Source organism: Pediococcus acidilactici DSM 20284, assembly GCF_000146325.1.
Taxonomy (GTDB): Bacteria; Bacillota; Bacilli; order Lactobacillales; family Lactobacillaceae; genus Pediococcus; species Pediococcus acidilactici.
The window spans coordinates 426329-449590 of record NZ_GL397067.1 but is presented as its reverse complement, the minus strand read 5'-3'; the positions used below and the strand labels follow the sequence as shown (position 1 = coordinate 449590).

Sequence of the window (23262 nt, the reverse complement as noted above, 5' to 3'; positions counted from 1 at the left end):
ACTTTTAAAGCCGAGAAATCCCGCTAATATGGCATTTGACACCTCGAAATATTATACAGGGTAATCTAATTAGCACTTTACTTAACAGAGTGCTAAAAAGGGAGTACAATACGGTTGTAGGTGAAAAGAGTGCTTTTGAATTAATGCTGAAGTACAATTTTTACTTCATTAATTAACGGAGGTGTTGTTACATGGCCAATTTTTACGGAAATGATCCTTTTTTCAACAATGATATGGATGATATTTTTAATCAAGTATTCAAACGGATGGGAAATCCTAACTCGGATTCCGCTCGTTACTTGGTCAATGGGCAGTCGTTAACTCCAGATGAATTTGCTCAATATCGAGCAACTGGTAAACTACCAGAAAATGCAAAAACAATTGAAGTATCCAAGGACGGACAACAGGCCCTTAAAAAGGGTGGTATTTTGGAGAAGTTAGGAACTAACTTGACTGAACAAGCCCGCGATGGTCTGCTAGATCCAGTTATTGGACGTGAAAATGAAATACAAGAAACAGCTGAAATTTTGAGCCGGAGAACGAAGAATAACCCCATTTTAGTTGGGGACGCCGGAGTCGGTAAAACTGCAATTGTTGAAGGTTTAGCACAAGCAATTGTAAATGGTAACGTTCCGGAAGCTATTCAAGGCAAAGAAATTTATTCAATCGATTTATCCTCTCTAGAAGCAGGAACCCAATACCGGGGGTCGTTTGAAGAAAACATCAAAGACTTAGTCAAAGAAGTTAAGGCAGCTGGAAACATTATTCTATTCTTTGACGAAATTCACCAAATTATTGGCGCAGGTTCAACCGGCGGCGAAGATGGTGGCAAAGGGATGGCAGATATTATTAAGCCAGCATTGTCCCGTGGTGAATTAACCGTCATTGGGGCAACTACCCAAGACGAATACCGTAATACAATTTTGAAAAACGCAGCGCTAGCTCGTCGGTTTAACGACGTGGTGGTCAATGAACCAAGCGCGGAAGACACGTTTAAAATTTTGCAAGGTGTTAAGGACTTATACGAAAAACATCATCATGTAAAACTCCCCGATGATGTTTTGAAGGCAGCGGTGGATTATTCGGTTCAATACATTCCACAAAGAACTCTACCAGATAAGGCGATTGACTTGATCGATATGACCGCCGCCCACTTAGCAGCTCGTCAGCCTGAAAGTGATGAAGCAACCTTAAAAGAAAAGCTCAATAAGCTTGAAAAAGAAAAGGAACAGGCAGTTAAAGAAGAAGATTTCAAACGTGCTGCTGACCTAAAGCAACGGATTGAAGAGACCAACAAGCAAATTAAGAATGCAGATAAGAAAGAAGAAGTTGTTGCAACGGTTGACGACGTTGCTCAATCGGTAGAACGTTTAACCGGAATTCCGGTTTCTGACATGGGCGCTAACGATATTGAACGGCTAAAAGATTTGGATAGTCGTTTGAAGAGCAAGGTAATCGGGCAGGACGAAGCGGTAGAAATGGTTGCTCGAGCAATTCGGCGGAACCGGGCAGGATTCTCCGAAGGCGAACAACCGATTGGCAGTTTCTTATTCGTCGGCCCAACCGGGGTTGGTAAAACTGAATTAGCTAAACAGTTGGCTTTGGATATGTTTGGCAATAAGAATGCGATTATTCGGTTGGATATGAGTGAATATTCGGACCGGACGGCGGTTTCTAAATTAATTGGTACGTCAGCTGGTTATGTAGGATACGATGATAACTCAAATACCTTAACCGAACGTGTACGGCGGAACCCATATTCAATTGTTTTATTAGATGAAATTGAAAAAGCGGATCCCCAAGTCCTAACACTTTTACTTCAAGTAATGGATGACGGACGTTTAACGGACGGTCAAGGAAACGTAATCAACTTCAAGAACACGATTATTATTGCAACGTCAAACGCTGGATTCGGTAACGAAAAATTAACCGGCGACGATGCTAAGGACCAATCTCTAATGGATCGACTTGCACCGTTCTTCCGGCCAGAATTTTTAAACCGGTTCAACGGTATCGTAGAATTCTCACACTTAACTAAGAAAGACTTAAGTCAAATCGTTGATTTAATGATTGCGGATGTTCAAAAGACATTGGCGAAGAAAGATTTGACTTTGGAAGTAACTAAACCAGCTAAGGATTGGTTGATGGAGCAAGGTTACGATGAAGCAATGGGCGCTCGTCCATTAAGAAGAGTGATCGAACAACAAATTCGGGACAAGGTTACTGATTTCTATCTTGATCATTTAGATGTGAAGAACTTGAAAGCTGATTTGGTTGATGACCAAATTGTCATCGAAGCCAAATAGTCTGATTTTAGCGTTTTGCACATTCAAGAGTAACGTATAAGTAAGTAGTGGCTATTAAGGAAATCATTTCGTTTAACGACGAGGTGGTTTCCTTTTTTATTTTTAAAAAATTCAGGGAGGGGCAATTTTAGATATTAACTAATGAGATTAGGGCTGGCTAATCATTTAGCTACGCGTATTAGTAGTTAGGTGAAATGGTAAAGCTAAGAATGGGTATTATTTTAGCTAAAAACAAAAAAGACCTTAAAGATTAAAATAAAATCCTCAAGGCCTTTTCACTTAAAAAAAATAGATACCTTACTTGGAAAAATGGGCATATTTGACTATATTCGCAGAGCCAACAAGCACTATTCAATTAATTACTATTTCTCCTGAATAGCCACTCGTAAAATAGTTTTGCGCTTAGCTTCCTCAACCCGGCGGAAATCGCTCATATAGATTTCCGTATGTTCTTTTTCACTACGTTGATAACCAGCTTCATCAATAAATTGCTCTAATTTTTGAAAACTTTCGGGTTCAGTATCAAATGAGCCAACGTGTACGATTTGGGCGACCAGTTGTGCTGGACGATGCTCGAAATAAATTTGATCAAACAGGAAATCATCAATCTTAGGTTTAGCACGTTCTAGAGCTTCTTTAGCAATCTCGTCAGTTACAAAACTTGGTTGTTTAATGCTGATAATGTATTTAAAGTGTTCTTTTTTCATTACCGGAGCATTTAAATATTGGTCTTGGATTCCCCAGTAACCTTGGAGTGGGTACACTGTATATAGCTTAAAGTTAGGGATGTCCCAGCCTTTCTTTTGACTCATCCGAATAGCATAAGAAACAGGATACAGGGATTGAACCCTTTTCTGGAAATCAGGTAAATTAGGATCACCTTCGCCGGCAATACTAAAATAATTTTGTTCGGGGATGGTTAATATTTGAGGCTTTTTCCTAAGGGAAAAGCCTTTTTCTTCCTTCCGCCATTCAATTTTTTCACTACTCATAAGAATTCTCCATTCGCTTAAATGATATAGCATATTTTAGATAAGTCCGTTCGTTGCCAATAACCATCGTTGACGAACTTTCGGGTGATGTATGGGCATTTATACGCTACTTTTCTTACAAATTCCGATTCTAATGTGATTTTAGCACATTTTAGTTTATCGAATATGGAGGATTTTGGGGTAAAACGCTTTAGAGATTGGGCAAAGTAGAGAACACATTTTATAAAAAAACGTAATGATTTTGCCTGATGCATAAATAGTATATGTAAAGAAATATAACAAGTGATAACATTAGTGCTTAAGAATAAACGAGAGAACGAGTTTTGAAAGCACTCAGATACTCTTGACGAAGGGCGTCAATAAATTTTTTACATATTAACGAGCAGTTGTGCCGTTTCTTTTAAGTGAAATGGCATTTAGTAATATTCATGGGGTGAATAGGGATTGGATGAAATTTATATAGTAGCAGCTAAACGGACGGCAATTGGCAAACTAGGTGGAAGTCTAAAAGAATTTACAGCCGCTGAACTAGGCGGATTTGCAATAAAGGCGGCAATGGAACAAGCTAATATAAAGGATAATTACGTTGATCAAGTACTAATGGGAAACGTGATTCAAGCAGGTAATGGTCAAAACCCGGCAAGGCAAGCGGCGGTATCCGCAGGCATTAATTATTCTGTGCCGGCCATTACTATTAATGATGTGTGTGGGTCTGGTCTATCTAGTATTAATTTAGCGGCAAGCCTGATTGCTTCGAAACAAGCAAAAATCGTAATTGCCGGAGGAATGGAAAGCATGTCATCAGCGCCTTTAATTTCGCGTAAATCGAGATTTGGACAGCGGCTTGGTAATCAAATCCTAGAAGATGCAATTCTAAGTGACGCGCTAACTGACGCCTGGGGCCACTATCATATGGGAATTACTGCTGAAAATGTTGCCTCGAAATACCATGTTAGCAGACGTGAAATGGATGAGTTTGCTTTAGCTAGCCACCAAAAAGCAGTTAATGCGCAAAATAACGGTCGCTTTGATAAAGAAATTACATCAATAACCGTAAATCAACCGGATGGCAAATATTTATTTAACAAAGATGAGGCTCCACGAAAGGACACAACCATTGAAAAATTGGGAAATTTAAAACCAGCGTTTAAGTTAGATGGGGAGGTTACTGCCGGCAATTCTTCTGGGATTAACGACGGGGCTGCAGCGCTAATCCTTGCTTCTAAGGAAGCGGTTATTGCACACGGGCTAAAGCCCTTAGCAAGGTGGGTAAACTGTTCGGTGGTGGGTTTAGAACCTGACCTAATGGGGATGGGTCCGTATTATGCTATTAATGAAGTATTAAAAAATGCAGGATTAGCGAAAGAAGACGTTGATTTGTATGAGCTCAACGAAGCTTTTGCAGCGCAATCGCTTGCATGTATTAGAAAATTAAAGTTAAAAACAGAGAATGTGAATATTAATGGTGGTGCGATTGCTTTGGGACACCCAGTAGGTGCTTCGGGAGCAAGAATATTAGTGAGTTTGATATACGAGTTACACGATCAAAAATTAAAGAAAGGGCTCGCTAGCCTTTGCGTTGGTGGCGGTATGGGCGTAGGTACAATAATTGAAGCTGTTTGATTATTAAAAGCGTAAAAAAGATGTTTGAAGTTCTGATACAAACTATACTGAATAACAAATTCCGTTTTAGCTCTAACTTATCTAACGTTAAGTACTTAATAATTTTGATTAAACAAATACATTTAATGCAATAAAGTATAGTTTTTGTAAAATTATGGTCGTTTTATTTGTAAGCGATTTACAAAAAGAGTTAGACTATAGCTGTAATATTATGAATAGGGGGATATTATAGATGGATAAAGCAAAAGTTATTATTGTTGGGGCTTCACATGGCGGACATGAGTCAGCAATTGAATTGTTGGATAAATACGATAACGTTGATGTTACGATTTATGAAATGGGCGATTTCGTATCGTTCATGTCCTGTGGGATGCAACTTTACTTAGAAGACCAAGTTACAGATGTTAATGACGTAAGGAATTTCCGACCAGAAGACATCACTTCCAAAGGCGGAAAGATTTATAACAATCACCAAGTTACAGCAATTGATGTTGACCAAAAACAGGTAACCGTTAAGGATTTAAAAGAAGGTACAGAAGAACAAGTTGCTTACGATAAATTGATTCTTAGTTCGGGAGTAACACCTAAAAATTTGCCAGTCCCAGGTACAGACCTTGAAAATGTATATTTAATGCGTGGTTACGACTGGGCTACAAAGATTAAGGCAGCGTTAACTGATGATAGTATTAAAAATGTCGCGGTGGTTGGTTCAGGATACATCGGGATTGAAGCGGCTGAGGTATTTGCTAAGAAAGGTAAACACGTCACTTTATTTGATTTCATCGATCGCCCCCTCGGCAATTATCTCAACCCTGAAATGACTGAAATTATTGATAAAACCTTGACTGACAACGGTGTTCAAGTAGAAATGAGCCAGAGCATTACCGCATTTAAGGGCGACGGAAAAGTTGCCAGTGTGGAAACCAAAAAGGGCAGTTACCCTGCAGATCTTGTAATTCAAGCTGCCGGTGTACAACCTAATACAGAATGGCTCGAAGGCGTAGTGGATCTAACTGATCGCGGATTCATCAATGTGGATGGCTACTTGAGAACTAACGTGCCCGACGTATTTGCTGTCGGAGATGCTATCTTACCGCTATCTATCCCGGCTGGAAAGCCATCTCCAATTGCTTTAGCTACAACTGCCCGGCGTGAAGCCCAATACGTTGTAAATCATATTTTCGAGAAGAAACCAACCCAAATCTTTAAAGGCGTAGTTGGTTCATCAGCGCTACATGTATTTGACGAACACTTTGCTTCTACGGGTGTAAATGAGTTTACTGCAGAACGCTCCAATGTTGAAATTGTTAATTCACACTATGTTGACCACATCCGACCGGCATACGTTCCCGAGTCAGAGGGAAATGTTCGCGTGGATGTTGATATCACGTTTGACCCCCATACCCACATTGTTTTAGGTGGAGCAGTCCTTTCAACATGCGATTTGACTGCTCAAGGAAATGTTTTGGCATTAGCGGTAGAGCATCGTTTGACGCTTGAAGATTTAGCCGAAGCTGACTTCTTCTTCCAACCTGGTTACGACCGGCAATGGAGTTTAATTAATTTGGCTGCGCAACATGCTTTAGGTTATGCACGTTTCTAAAGATAGGTTGTTTCTCCGATTATATTAGTGCTTTTAAAAAGGATAAAATAGTAAGTCTAATTAGCAGGAAGCCCTTTATATAGGGCTTTTTTATTTAGTGTTATTTCGAATAGTAAATTAAATTTTAGAATGATTTCTAGCCATAATGGACAAATATTTGTAGGCACTGCCCAACTTTACATTTAAGTTGTTCATTTACATTTCCTAAACAATGCTAGACTAATTCGGTTGGTAAATGTAACGAATATAAATACAAATAAGGAAAAGTACCGGTAATATTTGTGGTACTGATAACAGAAAATATGGAACAGGCCTTTAATCGAGCGGGCGGAAAGCCAGAAATAAGGGCAGTGAATGTGCAATGGGCTACTGGAAATAGTTGATATTGAGCAAACAATAGATAGAGAGTAGCGATACGAAGATTTAGTTGCTGTCCAAAAAAGCGGTCTACGGAGGTTGTAACCAATATTTTTTTAAAAAAATTTAGCCCTTTAGACCACGGTAAATTCAAATATGTAATTTTTTATCAAAACGGCGCTTTCAAAAGTCGATTATAGGTATATACCAATTTTGCTTTTTTATAAAAAAGACCAATTGTTAGTAATAACCAGTTAATGGCTACTTTTCCCTTTGTATGGGTGGTACCTATATCACATGGGAAATTCAATGGAAAAGATTATCCACTGCATGTTCATTTGGATAAGAGAACTAAGGTAGAGGGGACCATTTATATTGAACAATTAAAGTCTTTTGATTATGTCCACAGAAATTGGCAATTTGAGGAGCGACTACCTACAGATTTAATAGAAGAAGTTCAAAATACAATACGATTAATTGTCAAACTTGATAGAGAATAAACAAAAGCATTATGCGTAATTGACTAAAATTTAGAATTTAAATATCAATATCTTTTGCACGCAAATTGGTTAGACGCTCTGCCAAATAATCAAAATCATGTTCAGGATAAATTGGGTGAGTTAATGGGCAAGTTGGTAAACTTAGATAAGGTGGGCAGTTTAATCCGCGGTAGGTTGGGTTGAACCAGTTCAGGTTTGGTTGATAACCACGTCTTTTCATTTCGTTCATGACTACATGACTAACATATGAAATTGATATAATTTATATGGCGAGTGTGGGAAAACATAGTCAACGGTTGCATGTTTTTTACCCCAACCTTTACCACGTAATGCTGTAATTTCTCGATGTTGATCTAGGAGTTGAGCTCGGGGGAGTTTTTCAATCAAATCTTCGTGCCAAAGTCGCATCAATTCCGCCTTCTTTTAAGATAGCTTTACTATGTATTACAAGGATATCCTAGTTAAATGAGGATTAAAAATGATTTGATTTATTATTGGGAGAGATTAAGAGTTGTTTCGACGTAAGGCTTAAGATATTAAGTGAAGTTATTAAATAATTCATAGAGGCTGAAAGTTGGATTCTTTTGTGTTGAATCTGATAGGTTTATCCATAGCAGTGTTAAATTTGGCTAAGGTTTGTGAGATACTAAAAAAGACTAACCATCAAGGTTAGCCCAACTCAAAAGCATAGAACGTAGGGAGGGCGCTGCAACCGCCCTCTTTTTATACAGAATATTATAACACTAAACTAGGAAAATTAATGCGAGGGATTTGAAATTGAACGTATATATTATAATAGGTTTGGTAATTATATCGTTTATGGTGCCTTAGTATTGCAAATGTATATCACCGAATAAAACGTGGATCGTGGAAATAGGATGTTAATCTTATGATTACCAATATTATTATATGATAGACGAAATTTAGATTTATATAAGATAATTTTGTGAAAATTATAAAACATATTTGATATGATTAGAATGTAATTATAGGTTATTGTACAAATAAGATTGGAGACGATGGTAAAATGCAAAATAATTCAGGTGAAAAATCTGAGATGTCTTTAGTAGCAAATAGTGATTTTGAAAATTATCTAAAAAATTTGGGATTACCTGCCGAAAGGATTTTGGCATCTAGAGATGAACGGAATCAGATTTCAGTAAGTCTACCAACAATTATTGAGCGTATTCCCCCTGAAGTTAGAAATAAAGCTAATTATTTATCAAAATTTATTTCGAGTGTTGCAATTGGAAGGTTTGATTCGGCCTTAAATGATTTATGGAATGAAGTGGTTACTAACTTACATAATAAGATATGCTTATACGGTATTGATATTTTTTTTGATTCAGCTATAGGTGATAACCTTAGAGACCAGTATAATGATGAAAATGACCTTAAAAATATAAAAGATCGAGTTTTATTAGATACATGCGTAAAATTAGAAATAATAACAGATATTGTTTACCAGAAACTGGTTCATATTTTAAATATGCGTAACAATATAAGTAGTGCACATCCAAATAATGGACAGATTCAACCATTTGAATTACTAGGATGGTTACAAACTTGTACTGTAGAGGTTATATCCGTAGAACCATCTGCTGGAGCACTTGAAGTTAAAAAATTCATTTCTAACCTGCGAGCAAAAAAGTCATCGTTTATACAAAGTGATATTGTAACAATAAAAGAATCAATCAATAATCTCTCATCAATGTTATGCGGCAATATATTAAAAACTATTTTTGGAATGTTCACTGACGTAAAAATAGAAAAAGTCGTTAAAGAAAATATTTTGGCTATTGCCCCTGCTATTTGGTGTGCGGCAAAGGAAGAGTATAAATATGATTTAGGAGTTAAATTGGAAGGATTTATAGTGAATCTTGAAGAAGAGAAGAAAGCGCTTGCTGAAACTTTCTTTGAGAAATGTGACGGATTTAGATTCAAACCTGATTCCAGGAAAAGTTTAGAGCTTACAATTTTATCAGATGATTTAATGAATGCTCATAATGGATGGGATAATTTCAAATTTGAAACTCCAATTATTAGAAATATTATGAAGTATATTAAAACATCGGAAGATATACCTTTAGGACGAGAAGAAAACTTAATTAGGAATATTTTACTTTGCAGAATTGGGAAAAGTCACGTTGAATATTGTGGCGGTGTTTCACCAAGTGCAATTAGTTATTATGATGAATTTTTCAAACTATTAAGCGGTGCACAAATAATGAAACTGTTTTTTATCTTAAAAGATCCAATTGTCATTAATGAACTAGATAGCAATAATACCAATAAAAATTTTGGTGAATTATTAAGTGTCATTGATAGTTCGACTTTAAATGATAGAGCAAAAGAAATATTGAATTACTTGAAAAACAACTCAAATATTTCTTTTGCAAAAAAAATAAGTGCCACTACATTTTCAGATTTAATTAACAGGTAATATAATTCATGATAAAAAGTTAAAATTTTGTTGAGGATATATTGCATATTAATGGATATGGTGCTTTCTTAGTAGAATCATTTTAAATATAAACATATAATTAACAAGTGTATACGCCCTAAAGTATTACTGTATGAGGTGTGGGCTATTAAGCATTTATTTAAAAGGAATCATGTGTTAAATTAATGTTCATTTATCATATTTTCGGTTATAAACACATCTAATTATTATCAGAAAAAATGGTTGATAAATTGTTGTTAAAACCTAGATATATTCGGAACTGGCTCGAAATTTTTTTGTTTAGTTAAGTCAGTTTTTGTTATTTAATATGTAATAACTATGGAGAGAATTTTATGAAATATATACAAAGCATGTATAATGACTCAAAAGATTGTTTTTTTACTGTTCATGGTTTAATAGATGAACTTGAAACAGCAAAAAAACAATTGAGTTTATTTATTGAATTGTTTAATAAACGTAACTTATTGGGAAAAGATAAATTATATATATCTGAAAAAGAAATTGCTAATATAGTTGGTGTTTCTGGAACTTTAACCAAAGGGTATATTGTTGACTATGCAAATTCCTTAAAAAAAGTGGTAGGTATTGTCTGTAATGTTACGGACGATAATCTTATTAGCAGTACAAAACATTATTATTTAATCGGTGCAATTAATAGAATGCCTGAAAATGAAAAATATGATATTTCTTATTGCATTGAATGGGTAGATTTTGAACTTGATGACATAAGAGAATCCCCAATAAATTTAGAAGATAATACGGTTCAACAGTTATTTACAGACGATTGGAAACCAATTATATGATTCAAGTTGTTGTAGAAATAAGTTCAAAAGTAATAACAAAAGAAAACATTGATTTTTTTATAAAGTGTTTGCGCTTTATTTTAACGGCTTTGTTTATACCAATTATTAATTGGTATTGGCACTATATAAACTATGTTAAATTCAAAAATATGATAAAAAAGAGTATGTTGATAGTATAGAATACAGACAGACAATAAATTCTATAGGGATACCTGCAGAAGGGTTAGCCTATCTTAGAGATAAGGAAATTACATATATTAATAGCCCAGTCCAATTTAAATATATCAGAGTTATTGAATATACATTGATTTTTCTAAATGCTTGCCAGGAGATCCAAAATACATTTGTTTTTGAATCTCCTTTTGAAGTGGGTGTGGATGGTTCAAAAATTTATACTGAAAAATATGATTATCTGAAAAATATTTATAAGGAATTAGAGAATATGTGGGATTTAAGCGTGATAATTTGATGACAGAATGTGAGTTTAGTAAATTAAAAAATGAAGTTAGACTTCAGTTGGAAAAATTGCATAATGAATCTTGATATTTTTATTTTCAAAATTGATGGTAACGCAGCAAAATGCATATCTTATAGTTTTGTTGTTTTGGAAGGCTCGAATGATAATGAAGAAATTGTTCATAATAAAGAAAGCGTTCGTCATCAAGATTAATTGATTCAAGTAAATGGAAAGTGGTAGCTTAATAAGCGAATATCTAACTGGGTATGGACCGAACCAACCCCAGTTAAATAATGAATTATTTTAATTAGAGTATAGTTTTTAAAATATTAGACAAACTAAAAGACAACGATTTTATATGGCAACTCGCATTAGCTAGACTCCTGGTCTAACTTTTGAGGATCGCTATATTTTTGGCTCTCTGTCATCAAGTGTGGATAGAAGCTGTTAAGGAAATCATTTCGTTTAGCGACGAATTGGTTTCCTTTTTTTAGTTTTGAGTGAAAATTCAATAAAGACGCGATCTCTTAGATGTTGCCAATTTCGGTAGCCGTAGGCTGTGCGATTAATTTGCTTGATTTTACGAATAACTCCTTCGATTCGTCCGTTGGATAATGGCGAACGCATAGCGTTAATAATAGATTTAGCTCTGGCATTAAAGGTTTTAAGCAAAGTATGTAATGATGAATTTTTGGTTTTTGTTTGTAGTAACTTTACTAGTTGAGCATGGTTATTATTTCGAATGGCTTCTGCTAAAGATTGGGTAATGTAATAAACTTTAGCCAATTCCAGATCGGTATTGATTCCTTCGAAACAATTTGAGTTTCAGTTAATCGGTCTTTTAAATGTTTTTTCAAAATGGATGTTTAATCGCCAGATTGTTAAACGGTTTTAAGTAAAGTTTCCAATAATATTTAAGAAGACGGTAATTTCTGGAGTTCCATTTAAATTGACGCATTACAGAGATTCTAGTTTGCGTAATTAAGCGATTTAGCATTTGAATTAGATGGAAGCGATCCACGACAATTTTAGCGTTTGGAAAAAGCCGTTTAATAAAAGTATGGTAACTAGAATTAAAATCTAAGACTACGGATTTGACAGCTCTACGAGCTGTTAATGAGTAACATCGTTCAAAATGATCGATAATATTTTTGGGAAAGGCGATCAGGTAATAAGGTTACTAGTGCGCCACTCTCAGCGTTGATAGCCAAAAAAGCTCATTTGATGTTGGGTAGTTCTAACCTCATCAATAGAAAGGTGTTCTGGTAAAGTGGCTTTCGGGTGGACCCATTGATCATGCAAGTCCGTGACTATTCGATTTACTGAAACTGGGGAAACATTTAATTCTTGGGCGATATTGTTAACGGATAAGTCTTTAGCTAAATAGTTAATAATGCTAAATTTCAATCTTTGAGTTAACTGGGCGTACTTTTTTATCAAATTAGTCTGAGCGATAATAGAGCGGTGACATGCCTTGCATAAAAAGCGTTGCTTATCTATCTGAAGAATGACGGGCTTGTCATTAAAGGGAATATCACGGATATACACAGTTTTAAACCCGTTTTTTACAATGCTTCTTGTATGACAATAAGCACAGGAGGTTAACCGATAGGTTAATTTACCGATCACACGATAAACCTCCTTTTCTTCCATAACAGATTTTACTTCTAGATTAGGGTCACTTTTAGTTAAATTATCTTGTATAATACCTTTACGAGACATATTATCACCTGCTTTCAATTTGGTTTCGGTCGACATGTTTGTAGCATTAAGGATGATGATATGTCCTTTTTTGTATGAAAAAAGTGTCGACAAACAGTTTTTTACTGTTCATCCACACTTGTTATTATAGAGCTCTTTTTTAGTTTTGAGTAAAATTCAAAAAATTGTAAAAAGTATACTTGACTAAATGGTAAGCAGTTTTTCTTAAAATACGAAGCCGGACATTCAGGATTAAAAAAGCGTTTGCAAACGAATGAAAAAAGATTACAATTAAAATGAGGGAGTAGGAACGTTTTCTAATTCAAAAATGTACTATGTATAAGTATGAATAGGCTAAAAGACAAATTTTAAAAGTCAGAATTCAGTAGATATTTGAACCTAATAGAAGTTTCAATAACAATTGTTAAAAGGGGCTTTGTGAATTAAGAAAAGTTGGAATAGTTAGCATGTGTGAAGTAAAGAGAGTGATTCATCATGAAATTAAAAAAGGCAAACCTAACGAAACGAACTAAAAGGCTGTATATTGTTTGGATAATTGCTAACTCATTAATGTTAGTAATGACTTCGTTTACGCCACTTAAAGAAAGCGCAGATTTTGTAGTTGGATCATTTTTCGTAATGTTATTCTTTTCCATTTACGTGTTTTGTATGGCAATGCAGGATGAATTTGGTGATAAAGACCGTTTAGGATAGACAAAATCAATTTCACTAGTGAAAGAGAACGAGTTTGGTTCTCTTTTTGTTTGTCCTAGTGTATGTATGGATCTTTATGAATAGATTTGATGCACACAAAAACAGAAACCAAATTTTCGAGGAATTGATTTCTGTTTTTTATTTTATTAAGGGCTAGTAAAGATTAGTTAACTGCTAATTAAATATTGAACATCGTGTAAACAGCTTTTTTTCGACTTACTAAATTTGCCCAATGCTCGTTATTAGAAACGACACGGATACTCAAGATGTAGTAGCAAACAGCTTTGAAGATGGTAAAATTGATTTGGCGATTACTAGATTTTGAATTTGCCCAATTTTTGCCCAATTTTAAAAAATAAAACAAACAAGGTGTTTAAAGCCTTGATATAAAAGGAGTTAGAGAATATGCCTATTATACAATGGTATCCGGGCCACATGGCCAAAGCCATTCGGCAAGTTGAGGAAAAATTAAAGCTCGTTGACGTTGTTTTTGAACTGGTCGACGCGCGGATTCCAGTTTCGTCACGCAATCCGATGATTGAGTCGGTTATTAAAGATAAGCCGCATTTATTAATTTTAACCAAGGCGGACTTGGCCGATCCTCAAGAGACCCAACGGTGGTTAGAGTACTTCCGCAAAAATGGCGACCATGCCGTGGCGTTGAACTCTAAAGAGCCTTCAACGGAAAAAATTATCCTAAAACATACCCGCGCAATTTTAGCGGATAAGCTCGAAAACTGGGAAAGTCGGGGAATTAAGAAGACGGAGATTAAATCGATGTGTATCGGAATCCCTAATGTAGGAAAATCGACCTTGCTAAACCATCTGGTTAACAAAAAAGTTGCCATTACTGGGGACCGTCCTGGCGTTACTAAAAAACAACAATGGCTTAAGTCACGGCAAGGTTTGTACCTATTAGATACCCCCGGAATTTTATGGCCGAAGTTTGAAGACCAGTCGGTTGGCAGTAAGTTAGCATTTACTGGGGCAATTAAGGACAACTTATACGCCAATGATGACGTGGCATTATTTGGCTTGCAGATTTTTAGCGAAAAATATCGTAACGGTTTAATGGAGCGGTATCATTTAACGGATGAAGACTTTGATCAGCCTTTGCCAGAACTTTTACTGTTAATCACCCAGAAGTTAGGAATGAGAGACGACTATGATCGTGCTAGCCAACGAATCTTGTTGGATGCTCGGAAGGGCAAATTAGGTCGTTTTAACTTAGATTTTGTGGAGGAGCTTAACGACCGTGGCGACGATTAAAGAAATTAAGGAACGCTTAGTAACCGTTCAAGACGTTAATGATCCTTACTTTTTGGCTCTAGCTGACGATGACCGGGCTGGAGTGCAAAAACTATTACGGCAAAAGGAAAAGGTGCTCCAAAAAATAGCTGAACAACGCCTCGCCTTTCAAAAGCGGTTTTCCTTGGAAAATGAGTTATGGCAGTCCGGCAAGCAGTTTGTGGCTGGGATTGATGAAGTAGGCCGCGGATGTTTAGCTGGACCAGTGGTGACGGCGGCAGTGGTCCTAGACGACCATTTTGATTTGGTAGAAGTTAACGACTCCAAACAGTTGTCCTTAAAGCTTAGGGAATCTCTGTACGCCCAAATTCTATCTGAAGCAGTTAGCGTTGGTATCGGGGTGCGTTCTAACCAGCAAATTGATCAAATGGGAATTTTGAACGCCACCAAAGCGGCAATGAACGACGCGATTAGCCATTTAAATGTAACTCCGGAACACTTGTTAATTGATGCAGTTCAGGTTCCTACGAGTATTCCTAAGACGGTGATGTATAAAGGGGATGCTAAGAGTATTAGCATTGCGGCAGCTTCAATTGTGGCCAAAGTCTACCGGGATCACCTCATGCGCTCGTACAATAAAGTTTATCCCGGCTACGGTTTCGATCAAAACGTGGGTTACGGAACCAAGCAGCACCTGGAAGGTTTAAAGGAGTTAGGAGTTACCCCGCTACATCGGTTGACTTTTGAACCGGTTCCAGAATTTGTTCGACAATAAAATATTATTTACTAAAATCACGTATTGTACATTCGAGGTGAAAGAATGGAACTTCGTGATTTTTTAATTCGCATTAAAATCGGCACTACTTTTGGCATTAAAAAGCAATCTCAAATTTATCAAACGGTCCGCGACCAGCCAGAGCTATCGATATCTGAATGGGTACACACAAGCCCGTTAATTGCCGACGAACAGCGAAGTGATTTAGTTAACTATTTGCATAGTTCAAAATTAAAGCGTAAGATTCATGAAAATGAGCAAAACGGGGGAATCCTAACGATTGCGGATCCAGCATATCCCGACATTTTACGTGAAATTTATTGTCCGCCCACCGTATTGTTTTACCGGGGCCGGCTAGATTTACTCCAAGAACCGCGAATGATTGCGATTGTGGGTGCTCGAAACATGACCCGTTACGGAATGGCGACGGTTAAAAAACTGGTTCCTGGTTTGCTTGAACACCAGTTAGTTACCGTTAGTGGTTTGGCTCGCGGTGTTGATGCGATGACTCACCAAGCTACCGTGGACGGAGCTGGGAAAACAATTGCGGTAATTGGTAACGGCTTAGACGTTACTTATCCTAAGCAAAACGCGGTTTTACAAGACCAGGTCCAACAAACCGGGCTGTTGCTCAGTGAGTATGCTCAGGGAGCACGACCGCTGCGTCATCACTTTGTGGAACGTAATCGGATTATTGCTGGCTTAGCTCAGGCCACTTGTATTATCGAAGCAAAACAAAAATCAGGCAGTTTAATTACTGCCAGCCTAGCCTTAGGGGAAAATCGCAACGTTTTAGCGGTGCCCGGGAGTATTTTTAGCGAAAATAGTCGGGGAACCAACGAGCTAATTGCTGCGGGAGCACGCCCATTAATCTCTTTAAATGACGTTCTTGAAGAGGTTGGTTTACAAAGATAAATATACATTTTAAAAAAGTCGTGCTAATATGTAAACTTGATTAGCACCGTTATAACAGTGGCTATCAGAGACTACGTCAATCGCTTAGGGTGGTACCCGCTATTTGACAATTTAGATTCTAATGCAATAACATGGTGACTATAAATTCTAATTTAAGGCAAAGGAGCAACAAATGCCGACTACTAAAAAAAACTTGGTGATCGTAGAATCACCTTCTAAGGCAAAAACCATTGAAAAATACTTGGGTCGCTCTTATAAAGTCGTGGCTAGTTTAGGCCACATCCGGGATCTACCGAAAAGTAAAATGGGAGTCGATATTGAAAACGACTACGAGCCCCACTACATTTCGATCCGCGGTAAGGGTGACACCATTAAAAATTTACGTAAAGAAGCCAAAAAAGCTAAAAAGGTTTACCTTGCTTCTGACCCGGACCGGGAAGGAGAAGCAATTGCGTGGCACCTTTCCTACCTATTAGGACTAGATCCGAAAGATAAGAATCGGGTGGTATTTAACGAAATTACTAAAGACGCGGTTAAAAACGCCTTTAAAACCCCGCGCAGCATTGACACTACCTTGGTTGATGCCCAACAAGCGCGCCGGATTTTAGACCGGTTAGTGGGGTATTCAATTTCACCATTGCTCTGGCAAAAAGTTAAAAAGGGCCTCAGTGCGGGTCGAGTGCAATCCATCGCGTTAAGCTTAATCATTAAACGTGAAAAAGAAATCGACGCCTTTAAACCCGAAGAGTACTGGTCAATTGATTCTGAATTTAAAAAGGGCCGTTCAAAGTTTAAGGCTAGTTTTTATGGTATGCACCATAAAAAAATGAAGTTACCAAATAATGAAAAGGTCCAAGAAGTCCTAAAGAACATTGACCCTAAAGGCGACTTTGACATTACGGAAGTTAAACGGCGTGAACGGAAGCGGTACCCAGCAGCGGCGTTTACCACGAGTTCTATGCAACAAGAGGCTAATAAAACCCTTAATTTCCGGACTCGTAAAACCATGATGACCGCTCAACAGCTTTATGAAGGAATTAACATTGGTAAAGAAGGAACGGTTGGGTTGATCACCTATATGCGGACGGACTCGACCCGAATTTCAGAAGTTGCTAAGCACGAAACTTCCTTATTTATTCATGATCAATACGGTGCAGAATACGCGGCTACTAAGCCACGGAAGGGGAAGATGCCGGAAGGGGCGCAAGACGCCCACGAAGCGATCCGTCCTTCTTCGGTTAAGCGGACGCCGGAACAAATTAAAGAGTACCTTAATAACGACCAATTTAAGCTTTATAAACTAATTTGGGCCCGGTTTGTTGCAAGTCAAATGACGCCCGAAGTTTCCGATACGATGACCGTTACAATTGAACAAAACGACGTCCAGTACCGGGCAAACGGTTCGAAGACCAAGTTTGAAGGGTTCACAAAGGTGTATAAAACTAATAAGGACAAGGATAACGTGCTGCCAAACCTTGCCGAAGGCGACCAAGTTAAGCTGGTTAATAATAATCCAAACCAACACTTTACTCAGCCACCAGCCCGCTATACTGAAGCCGCTTTGATCAAGGCTTTGGAAGAAAACGGCGTCGGTCGTCCATCTACCTATGCACCAACCCTGGATACGATTCAACGTCGCTACTACGTTAAGTTAGTCTCCCGGCGTTTCGAACCAACGGAGCTAGGAGAAATCGTCAACGAAATCATTTACGACTTCTTCCCGGACATCGTTAACATTGATTTTACCGCTGGCTTAGAAAAAGACCTTGATTCCATTGAAGAGGGTAAGGAAAATTGGATTAAGGTAGTTGACCGGTATTACAAGCCGTTTGCTAAAGAATTGGAAAAAGCCCAGGGGCAAATTGAAAAGATTCAAATTAAAGACGAACCAGCCGGCTTTAACTGTGAGATCTGTGGGGCACCAATGGTAGTTAAAATGGGCCGCTATGGTAAATTCTTTGCTTGTAGCCGGTTCCCTGACTGTCGTAACACCCAGGCAATTGTTAAGGAAATTGGGGTAACCTGTCCACAATGCCATAAAGGACAGATTATCGAACGCAAATCCAAGCGTGGACGCGTATTCTACGGTTGCTCGCGTTACCCAGATTGTGAATTTGTCTCTTGGGACAAGCCAATTGCGCGGGAGTGTCCCGTATGTCACAGCTTCTTAATTGAAAAGAAAATTAAGGGCGGTAAACAAATCGTTTGTCCAAATCATGACTACGAGGAAGAACCTCAAAAATAGCTTAAAAAACGATAAATAAATTGAGTTTCCCTCCACAATTTGCTACAGTGTCAATTGTTGGAGGTTTTTTTATGGACTGGATAGAGCAATTTAAAAGGTATTTAACCGTGGAGCGGCAGTATTCTGATAAAACGGTTACAGCTTATCTGGAAGACTTGCAAGAATTTCAAAAGTTTCTTCAGACTACCGGAAATAAACCGGAGCTTTTAGCAGTGGACCGTTTTGACGCGAACGTCTTCATGAGTTACCTCTTTGACCAAAATTTAAAAAGAACCTCAATCTCACGAAAAGTCTCGTCTTTACGTGCTTTTTATCGTTTTTTGATAAAAAATGACGTGATTGCCAAAAACCCTTTTGAATTTGTGCAATTAAAAAAGCACGCTGACCACCTTCCGCGTTTTTTCTATGAAAAAGAGATGAACCAGCTTTTTGATACGGTTTATCAAGATCAAGGTCCCTTGCATTTACGTAACGCTGCTTTGTTAGAGGTACTTTACGGAACCGGGATGCGGGTTAGTGAATGTACTAATTTACGCTGGACGGATATTGACTTTTCTATGCAGACCATCCTAGTTTTAGGAAAGGGAAATAAGGAACGTTACGTGCCCTTCGGTCGTTATGCTAAGCATGCATTAGAGGATTACCACCAAAACGAGTGGACCAGTCTATTGGAAAAGTATCACCAAACTCATCAATACGTGTTCGTTAACCATTATGGACAGCCGATTACCGTGGCTGGAGTAGAATATGTTTTAAACCAAATTATCAAGAACAGTAGTTTGAACGGAAAAATTCATCCGCATATGCTCCGTCATAGTTTTGCAACCGCTATGTTAAACAATGGTGCAGATTTACGAACCGTTCAGGAACTACTAGGGCACGCTAGCCTCTCAACAACCCAAATTTATACGCACGTTACAAAAGAAAAATTACAAGAGAGCTATCGGAAGTTTTTTCCGCGCTCGACTAAGTCTTAATCTTAATGAAGGAGAACATTATGCCAGTAAAATTTGACGCAACAACCATAATCGCCATTAATCACAATGGGGAAAACGCCATGGCCGGTGATGGTCAGGTTACCATGGGTGAAAAATTCATCATGAAGGGCACGGCACGAAAAGTTCGCAGAATTTACGATGGAAAAGTCATCGTGGGCTTTGCAGGCAGTGTGGCCGATGCTTTCAACCTGGAAGAAAAATTTGAAAAGAAATTATCCGAATATAGCGGTAATTTACAACGCGCTTCCGTCGAACTGGCAAAGATCTGGCGGGGCGACCAACAGTTACAAAAGCTGGAAGCCATGTTGATCGTAATGGATCAAAAGGAAATGTACTTGGTTTCTGGAAGTGGGGAAGTAATCGCTCCGGACGATGGAATTTTAGCCATTGGTTCAGGCGGAAACTTTGCTTTAGCAGCTGCTAAGGCTTTAAAACAACATGCCAAGGATATGACCGCTAAGGAAATTGCTAAAACCGCAATCAACGTTGCCGGAGATATTGATATTTTCACTAACCACAACGTAATCGCCTTAGATTTCAAGGAGGACAATTAAGCAATGTTAAAAGAGAACCTAACCCCGCAAGAAATTGTTAACCAATTAGACGAATTTGTAATTGGTCAAAAATCAGCTAAGCGTGCCGTTGCGGTTGCTTTACGGAATCGTTACCGGCGGCTTCAGCTTTCTGCCGACATGCAAGAAGACATCACCCCCAAGAACCTACTAATGATTGGACCAACCGGGGTCGGCAAAACTGAAATTGCCCGGCGGTTGGCCAAAATCGTTAACGCTCCCTTTGTGAAGGTCGAAGCAACTAAGTTTACCGAAGTTGGTTACGTCGGACGGGACGTTGAGTCGATGGTGCGTGACTTAGTTGAAAATGCTGTGCATTTAGAAGAAGAACGGGCCTTTAAGGATGTCCGGATGGAAGCAGCTAAGAATGCGGATCACCGCATTGTCGAATTGCTTGTACCGGTGCCAGAAGATCCTAAGCAAAATTCAGCGGTAGACTTCCAAAACATGATGAACATGTTTACGCAAATGCAACAGGGAAAGACACCAACTGATTTTCAACCAAGTGGACAAAATGTGCCGGATGACATCAAGGAAAAGCGGATGGACACGGCAAGCAAGTTAGCTAAGGGACTCCTCGAAAACGAGATGGTCACCATTGAAATGGACGACCCTAAGCAAAATAATAATAACAATATGATGAACCAAATGGGCATCGATCTTAACGAATCGTTGAGCGGGCTCTTACCAAAGAAGAAAATTAGTCGAACGGTACCCGTGCGGGAAGCTCGTGAAATTCTAATTAAAGAAGAGTCCGACAAATTAGTTAACCATGGGGATCTGTATCATAATGCAATCCAACGGGCGGAAAACACCGGAATTATCTTCATTGATGAAATTGATAAGATCACTGGTTCAGGACAAAACACTTCTAGCGACGTGTCCCGGCAAGGGGTGCAACGAGACATTTTACCAATTGTAGAAGGGTCTCAAGTTAACACTAAGTATGGTTTGGTAGACACCAGCCACATCCTCTTCATCGGTTCGGGGGCGTTTCACGAAAGCAAGCCTAGCGATTTAATTGCTGAATTGCAGGGTCGTTTCCCAATTCGGGTTGAACTAAACGACCTTTCGAAGGACGACTTTGTCAAGATCCTTACCGAACCAAAGAATGCATTGGTTAAGCAATACATTGCCCTAATTGGCACGGATAACGTGAAAGTTACCTTTACTATCGAAGCAATTGAACGAATTGCTGAAATTGCTGAACAAGTTAACCATGAAACGGAAAACATTGGTGCGCGGCGTTTGCATACCATTCTAGAAAAACTATTGGAAGACATCCTCTTTGAAGGTCCATCGATGGAAATGGGCGAAGTAACCATTACCGAAAAATACGTTGATAGTAAGATTGGTAGCATCGCGGGTAACAAAGACTTGAGCGAGTTTATCTTGTAGGAGGCAATTTTTATGGCGGCAGTTTTAAAAAATAAATTTTTAACGGTCACAATTGATGAATTAGGCGCGGAGCTAACCAGCGTTAAGTCTAACGACGACCAAATTGAGTACGTTTGGCAAGCCGATCCCCAAATCTGGGGGAGACATGCTCCCGTTCTCTTTCCGTTCGTGGGTCGCTTAAAAGACGATCAATTTAAGGTTAACGGCATGCGTTATCCAATGGGGCAACACGGTTTTGCTCGCGACATGCGCTTTACGGTGATTTCAGCAAGTGACGAACAAGTGGTAATGGAATTAAAGAGTACCGCGGAAACGCGCGAAAAATTCCCGTTTGATTTTGATTTACGGTTGCATTTTGAACTACACGACCACGAACTAACCGAACGTTACGAAGTTCATAATCCGGCTGAAAAGGACGGTCTCTGGTTTGCAATCGGTGGTCACCCGGGATTTAACCTTAACCTAGGTGACCCAAGGATCGGGATGGCGGAAAGTCAAATGCGGATTGCTCCTAAAAAAGTTTTCAATCAAATTCCGTTACAAGCACCTTACACAGATCCAAAACATTTGCAGGATCTTGATGCTACGCAGCCAATTGCGTTAAGTCACGAGCTCTTCGCTGAAGATGCATTAATTCTTGACCTTCAACGAAAGTCAACGACCGTAATGCTAGAAAATAGTGTTAATGACCATGGGGTCGCCCTTACGGTGGAAGATGCGCCTTATCTGGGAATTTGGTCCCCATATCCTGCTGAAGGAGACTTCGTTTGTTTGGAACCTTGGTGGGGGATTGCGGATACCGTAGACTTTAATGGCGAATTGAGTGAAAAATTAGGAATGAACCAATTAGCCGCTGGAGAGACGTTTAACCAAAGCTTCACAATTTCATTCTTCTAAAAAACAAAACCCCTGAAACTAAGATAAGTTTCAAGGGTTTTTAGTTTAGCCTTTATGCTTGAGACGGTAATAGATCCCAAAGGGAACCAGGTTCTCATTTCCGCTCAAGATTCGACTGATGTTCGAACGATGACGATAAATAATAAAACTAGTTAGCCCAATGGCCACTACTGAAAGCACCCAATCATGGTAGAAAAACGAAATAATAACGAGTAAGATTGCCGAAACGATGCTCGAAAAACTAACCATGCTGGAAATGTAGATGAAACCAACAAATAGACAGCAAGCAATGATGAAGTAGCTGGGGTTGTACGCTAACAGCATTCCCGCACTAGTGGCTACCGCTTTACCACCACGAAATTCGTCAAAAACGGAAAAGGTGTGCCCTAAAATGGCCGCTAAGCCAATAATGAGGGGGTTAACCGTGGTAACATGAAAAACGATGGGTTGTAACGTGGCTAAAGTTCCTTTTAAAAGGTCCATTAACAAAACTAGTAATCCAGGTTTAACGCCGAGAACCCGAAACGTATTGGTTGTCCCGGTGTTTCCGCTACCTTCTTTATGTAAATCTTTGTTAAAATGTTTGGCGACCAACACTCCCGAGGGAATCGAGCCCAATAAGTAGGCAATCACCAACATGATTAAAATCTTTAACATGGGACTTCCTCTTTTCTAATTAATAATTTAAGTTTCA

General features: G+C 38.4%; 21 protein-coding genes and 1 pseudogene. 16 read left to right on the top strand and 6 right to left on the bottom strand.

What is annotated here, in order from left to right:
• Positions 1-191: 191 nt before the first annotated feature.
• Positions 192-2306, top strand: coding sequence for an ATP-dependent Clp protease ATP-binding subunit (locus HMPREF0623_RS02240; RefSeq protein ID WP_002830250.1), 2115 nt, complete (start codon positions 192-194; stop codon positions 2304-2306).
• A 362-nt stretch (positions 2307-2668) separates the two neighbouring features.
• On the opposite strand, the gene HMPREF0623_RS02235 is transcribed toward HMPREF0623_RS02240, so the two are convergent.
• Positions 2669-3298 carry a GyrI-like domain-containing protein gene (locus HMPREF0623_RS02235; protein ID WP_036671236.1) on the bottom strand — a complete coding sequence of 210 codons (630 nt, stop codon included), beginning with the start codon at positions 3296-3298 and terminating at the stop codon, positions 2669-2671.
• Positions 3299-3742: 444 nt separating this feature from the next.
• On the opposite strand from HMPREF0623_RS02235, the gene HMPREF0623_RS02230 reads away from it, so the two are divergent.
• From HMPREF0623_RS02230 to HMPREF0623_RS09350, 3 genes are all read left to right on the top strand, one after another.
• The gene (locus HMPREF0623_RS02230) at positions 3743-4921 is read left to right on the top strand and encodes a thiolase family protein (protein WP_004165882.1); all 1179 of its coding nucleotides are present in this window, start codon (positions 3743-3745) and stop codon (positions 4919-4921) included.
• A 232-nt stretch (positions 4922-5153) separates the two neighbouring features.
• Positions 5154-6524, top strand: a complete 1371-nt coding sequence (locus tag HMPREF0623_RS02225; protein ID WP_004165881.1) for an FAD-dependent oxidoreductase — start codon at positions 5154-5156, stop codon at positions 6522-6524.
• 593 nt (positions 6525-7117) lie between these two features.
• Positions 7118-7381: a type II toxin-antitoxin system PemK/MazF family toxin gene (locus HMPREF0623_RS09350; RefSeq protein WP_262347921.1), complete on the top strand. Its 264-nt coding sequence runs from the start codon at positions 7118-7120 to the stop codon at positions 7379-7381.
• A 37-nt stretch (positions 7382-7418) separates the two neighbouring features.
• On the opposite strand, the pseudogene HMPREF0623_RS02220 reads toward HMPREF0623_RS09350, so the two are convergent.
• A pseudogene (locus HMPREF0623_RS02220) lies at positions 7419-7789 on the bottom strand (TIGR02328 family protein).
• A gap of 619 nt (positions 7790-8408) precedes the next feature.
• Between HMPREF0623_RS02220 and HMPREF0623_RS02215 the strand changes: the two are divergent.
• The 3 genes from HMPREF0623_RS02215 to HMPREF0623_RS09620 all read left to right on the top strand — a co-directional run bounded on the left by HMPREF0623_RS02215 (position 8409) and on the right by HMPREF0623_RS09620 (position 11318).
• Positions 8409-9824 carry a hypothetical protein gene (locus HMPREF0623_RS02215; RefSeq protein WP_004165877.1) on the top strand — a complete coding sequence of 472 codons (1416 nt, stop codon included), beginning with the start codon at positions 8409-8411 and terminating at the stop codon, positions 9822-9824.
• Between the two features lie 353 nt (positions 9825-10177).
• Positions 10178-10648 carry a hypothetical protein gene (locus HMPREF0623_RS02210; RefSeq protein WP_004165876.1) on the top strand — a complete coding sequence of 157 codons (471 nt, stop codon included), beginning with the start codon at positions 10178-10180 and terminating at the stop codon, positions 10646-10648.
• 532 nt (positions 10649-11180) lie between these two features.
• Positions 11181-11318, top strand: coding sequence for a hypothetical protein (locus HMPREF0623_RS09620; protein ID WP_155515583.1), 138 nt, complete (start codon positions 11181-11183; stop codon positions 11316-11318).
• A gap of 252 nt (positions 11319-11570) precedes the next feature.
• Here the strand turns inward: HMPREF0623_RS09620 and HMPREF0623_RS09760 are convergent, their stop codons facing one another.
• The 3 genes from HMPREF0623_RS09760 to HMPREF0623_RS09250 form a co-directional block, all read right to left on the bottom strand.
• Positions 11571-11897: a transposase gene (locus HMPREF0623_RS09760; protein WP_262347920.1), complete on the bottom strand. Its 327-nt coding sequence runs from the start codon at positions 11895-11897 to the stop codon at positions 11571-11573.
• Positions 11898-11958: 61 nt separating this feature from the next.
• Positions 11959-12249 (bottom strand): transposase, encoded by a 291-nt coding sequence (locus HMPREF0623_RS09825; protein WP_392391865.1) that lies wholly within the window; start codon positions 12247-12249, stop codon positions 11959-11961.
• A gap of 50 nt (positions 12250-12299) precedes the next feature.
• Positions 12300-12827 carry a transposase family protein gene (locus tag HMPREF0623_RS09250; protein ID WP_162257380.1) on the bottom strand — a complete coding sequence of 176 codons (528 nt, stop codon included), beginning with the start codon at positions 12825-12827 and terminating at the stop codon, positions 12300-12302.
• A gap of 549 nt (positions 12828-13376) precedes the next feature.
• Here HMPREF0623_RS09250 and HMPREF0623_RS02195 point away from each other — a divergent pair.
• From HMPREF0623_RS02195 to HMPREF0623_RS02155, 9 genes are all read left to right on the top strand, one after another.
• A complete protein-coding gene (locus HMPREF0623_RS02195) occupies positions 13377-13520 on the top strand; it encodes a hypothetical protein (protein ID WP_232362406.1) in 144 nt (47 codons plus the stop codon).
• A gap of 405 nt (positions 13521-13925) precedes the next feature.
• Positions 13926-14789, top strand: coding sequence for a ribosome biogenesis GTPase YlqF (gene ylqF / locus HMPREF0623_RS02190; RefSeq protein ID WP_002831694.1), 864 nt, complete (start codon positions 13926-13928; stop codon positions 14787-14789).
• Positions 14776-15543, top strand: a complete 768-nt coding sequence (locus HMPREF0623_RS02185; RefSeq protein ID WP_002831692.1) for a ribonuclease HII — start codon at positions 14776-14778, stop codon at positions 15541-15543. The genes ylqF and HMPREF0623_RS02185 overlap by 14 nt, the downstream gene beginning before the upstream one ends.
• 45 nt (positions 15544-15588) lie before the next feature.
• Positions 15589-16458 carry a DNA-processing protein DprA gene (dprA, locus tag HMPREF0623_RS02180; protein WP_002831690.1) on the top strand — a complete coding sequence of 290 codons (870 nt, stop codon included), beginning with the start codon at positions 15589-15591 and terminating at the stop codon, positions 16456-16458.
• Positions 16459-16630: 172 nt separating this feature from the next.
• The gene (gene topA / locus HMPREF0623_RS02175; protein ID WP_002831689.1) at positions 16631-18703 is read left to right on the top strand and encodes a type I DNA topoisomerase; all 2073 of its coding nucleotides are present in this window, start codon (positions 16631-16633) and stop codon (positions 18701-18703) included.
• A 71-nt stretch (positions 18704-18774) separates the two neighbouring features.
• Positions 18775-19680: a tyrosine recombinase XerC gene (xerC, locus tag HMPREF0623_RS02170; RefSeq protein WP_004165094.1), complete on the top strand. Its 906-nt coding sequence runs from the start codon at positions 18775-18777 to the stop codon at positions 19678-19680.
• 20 nt (positions 19681-19700) lie between these two features.
• Positions 19701-20255, top strand: coding sequence for an ATP-dependent protease subunit HslV (gene hslV, locus HMPREF0623_RS02165; RefSeq protein WP_004165095.1), 555 nt, complete (start codon positions 19701-19703; stop codon positions 20253-20255).
• Positions 20256-20258: 3 nt separating this feature from the next.
• Entirely contained in the window at positions 20259-21671 is a 1413-nt protein-coding gene (gene hslU / locus HMPREF0623_RS02160) for an ATP-dependent protease ATPase subunit HslU (RefSeq protein ID WP_004165097.1), read from the top strand.
• 12 nt (positions 21672-21683) lie between these two features.
• Positions 21684-22568, top strand: coding sequence for an aldose 1-epimerase family protein (locus HMPREF0623_RS02155; protein ID WP_004165867.1), 885 nt, complete (start codon positions 21684-21686; stop codon positions 22566-22568).
• 45 nt (positions 22569-22613) lie between these two features.
• Here HMPREF0623_RS02155 and plsY read toward each other — a convergent pair whose 3' ends face one another.
• A complete protein-coding gene (gene plsY / locus HMPREF0623_RS02150; protein WP_002831684.1) occupies positions 22614-23225 on the bottom strand; it encodes a glycerol-3-phosphate 1-O-acyltransferase PlsY in 612 nt (203 codons plus the stop codon).
• Positions 23226-23262: the final 37 nt, after the last annotated feature.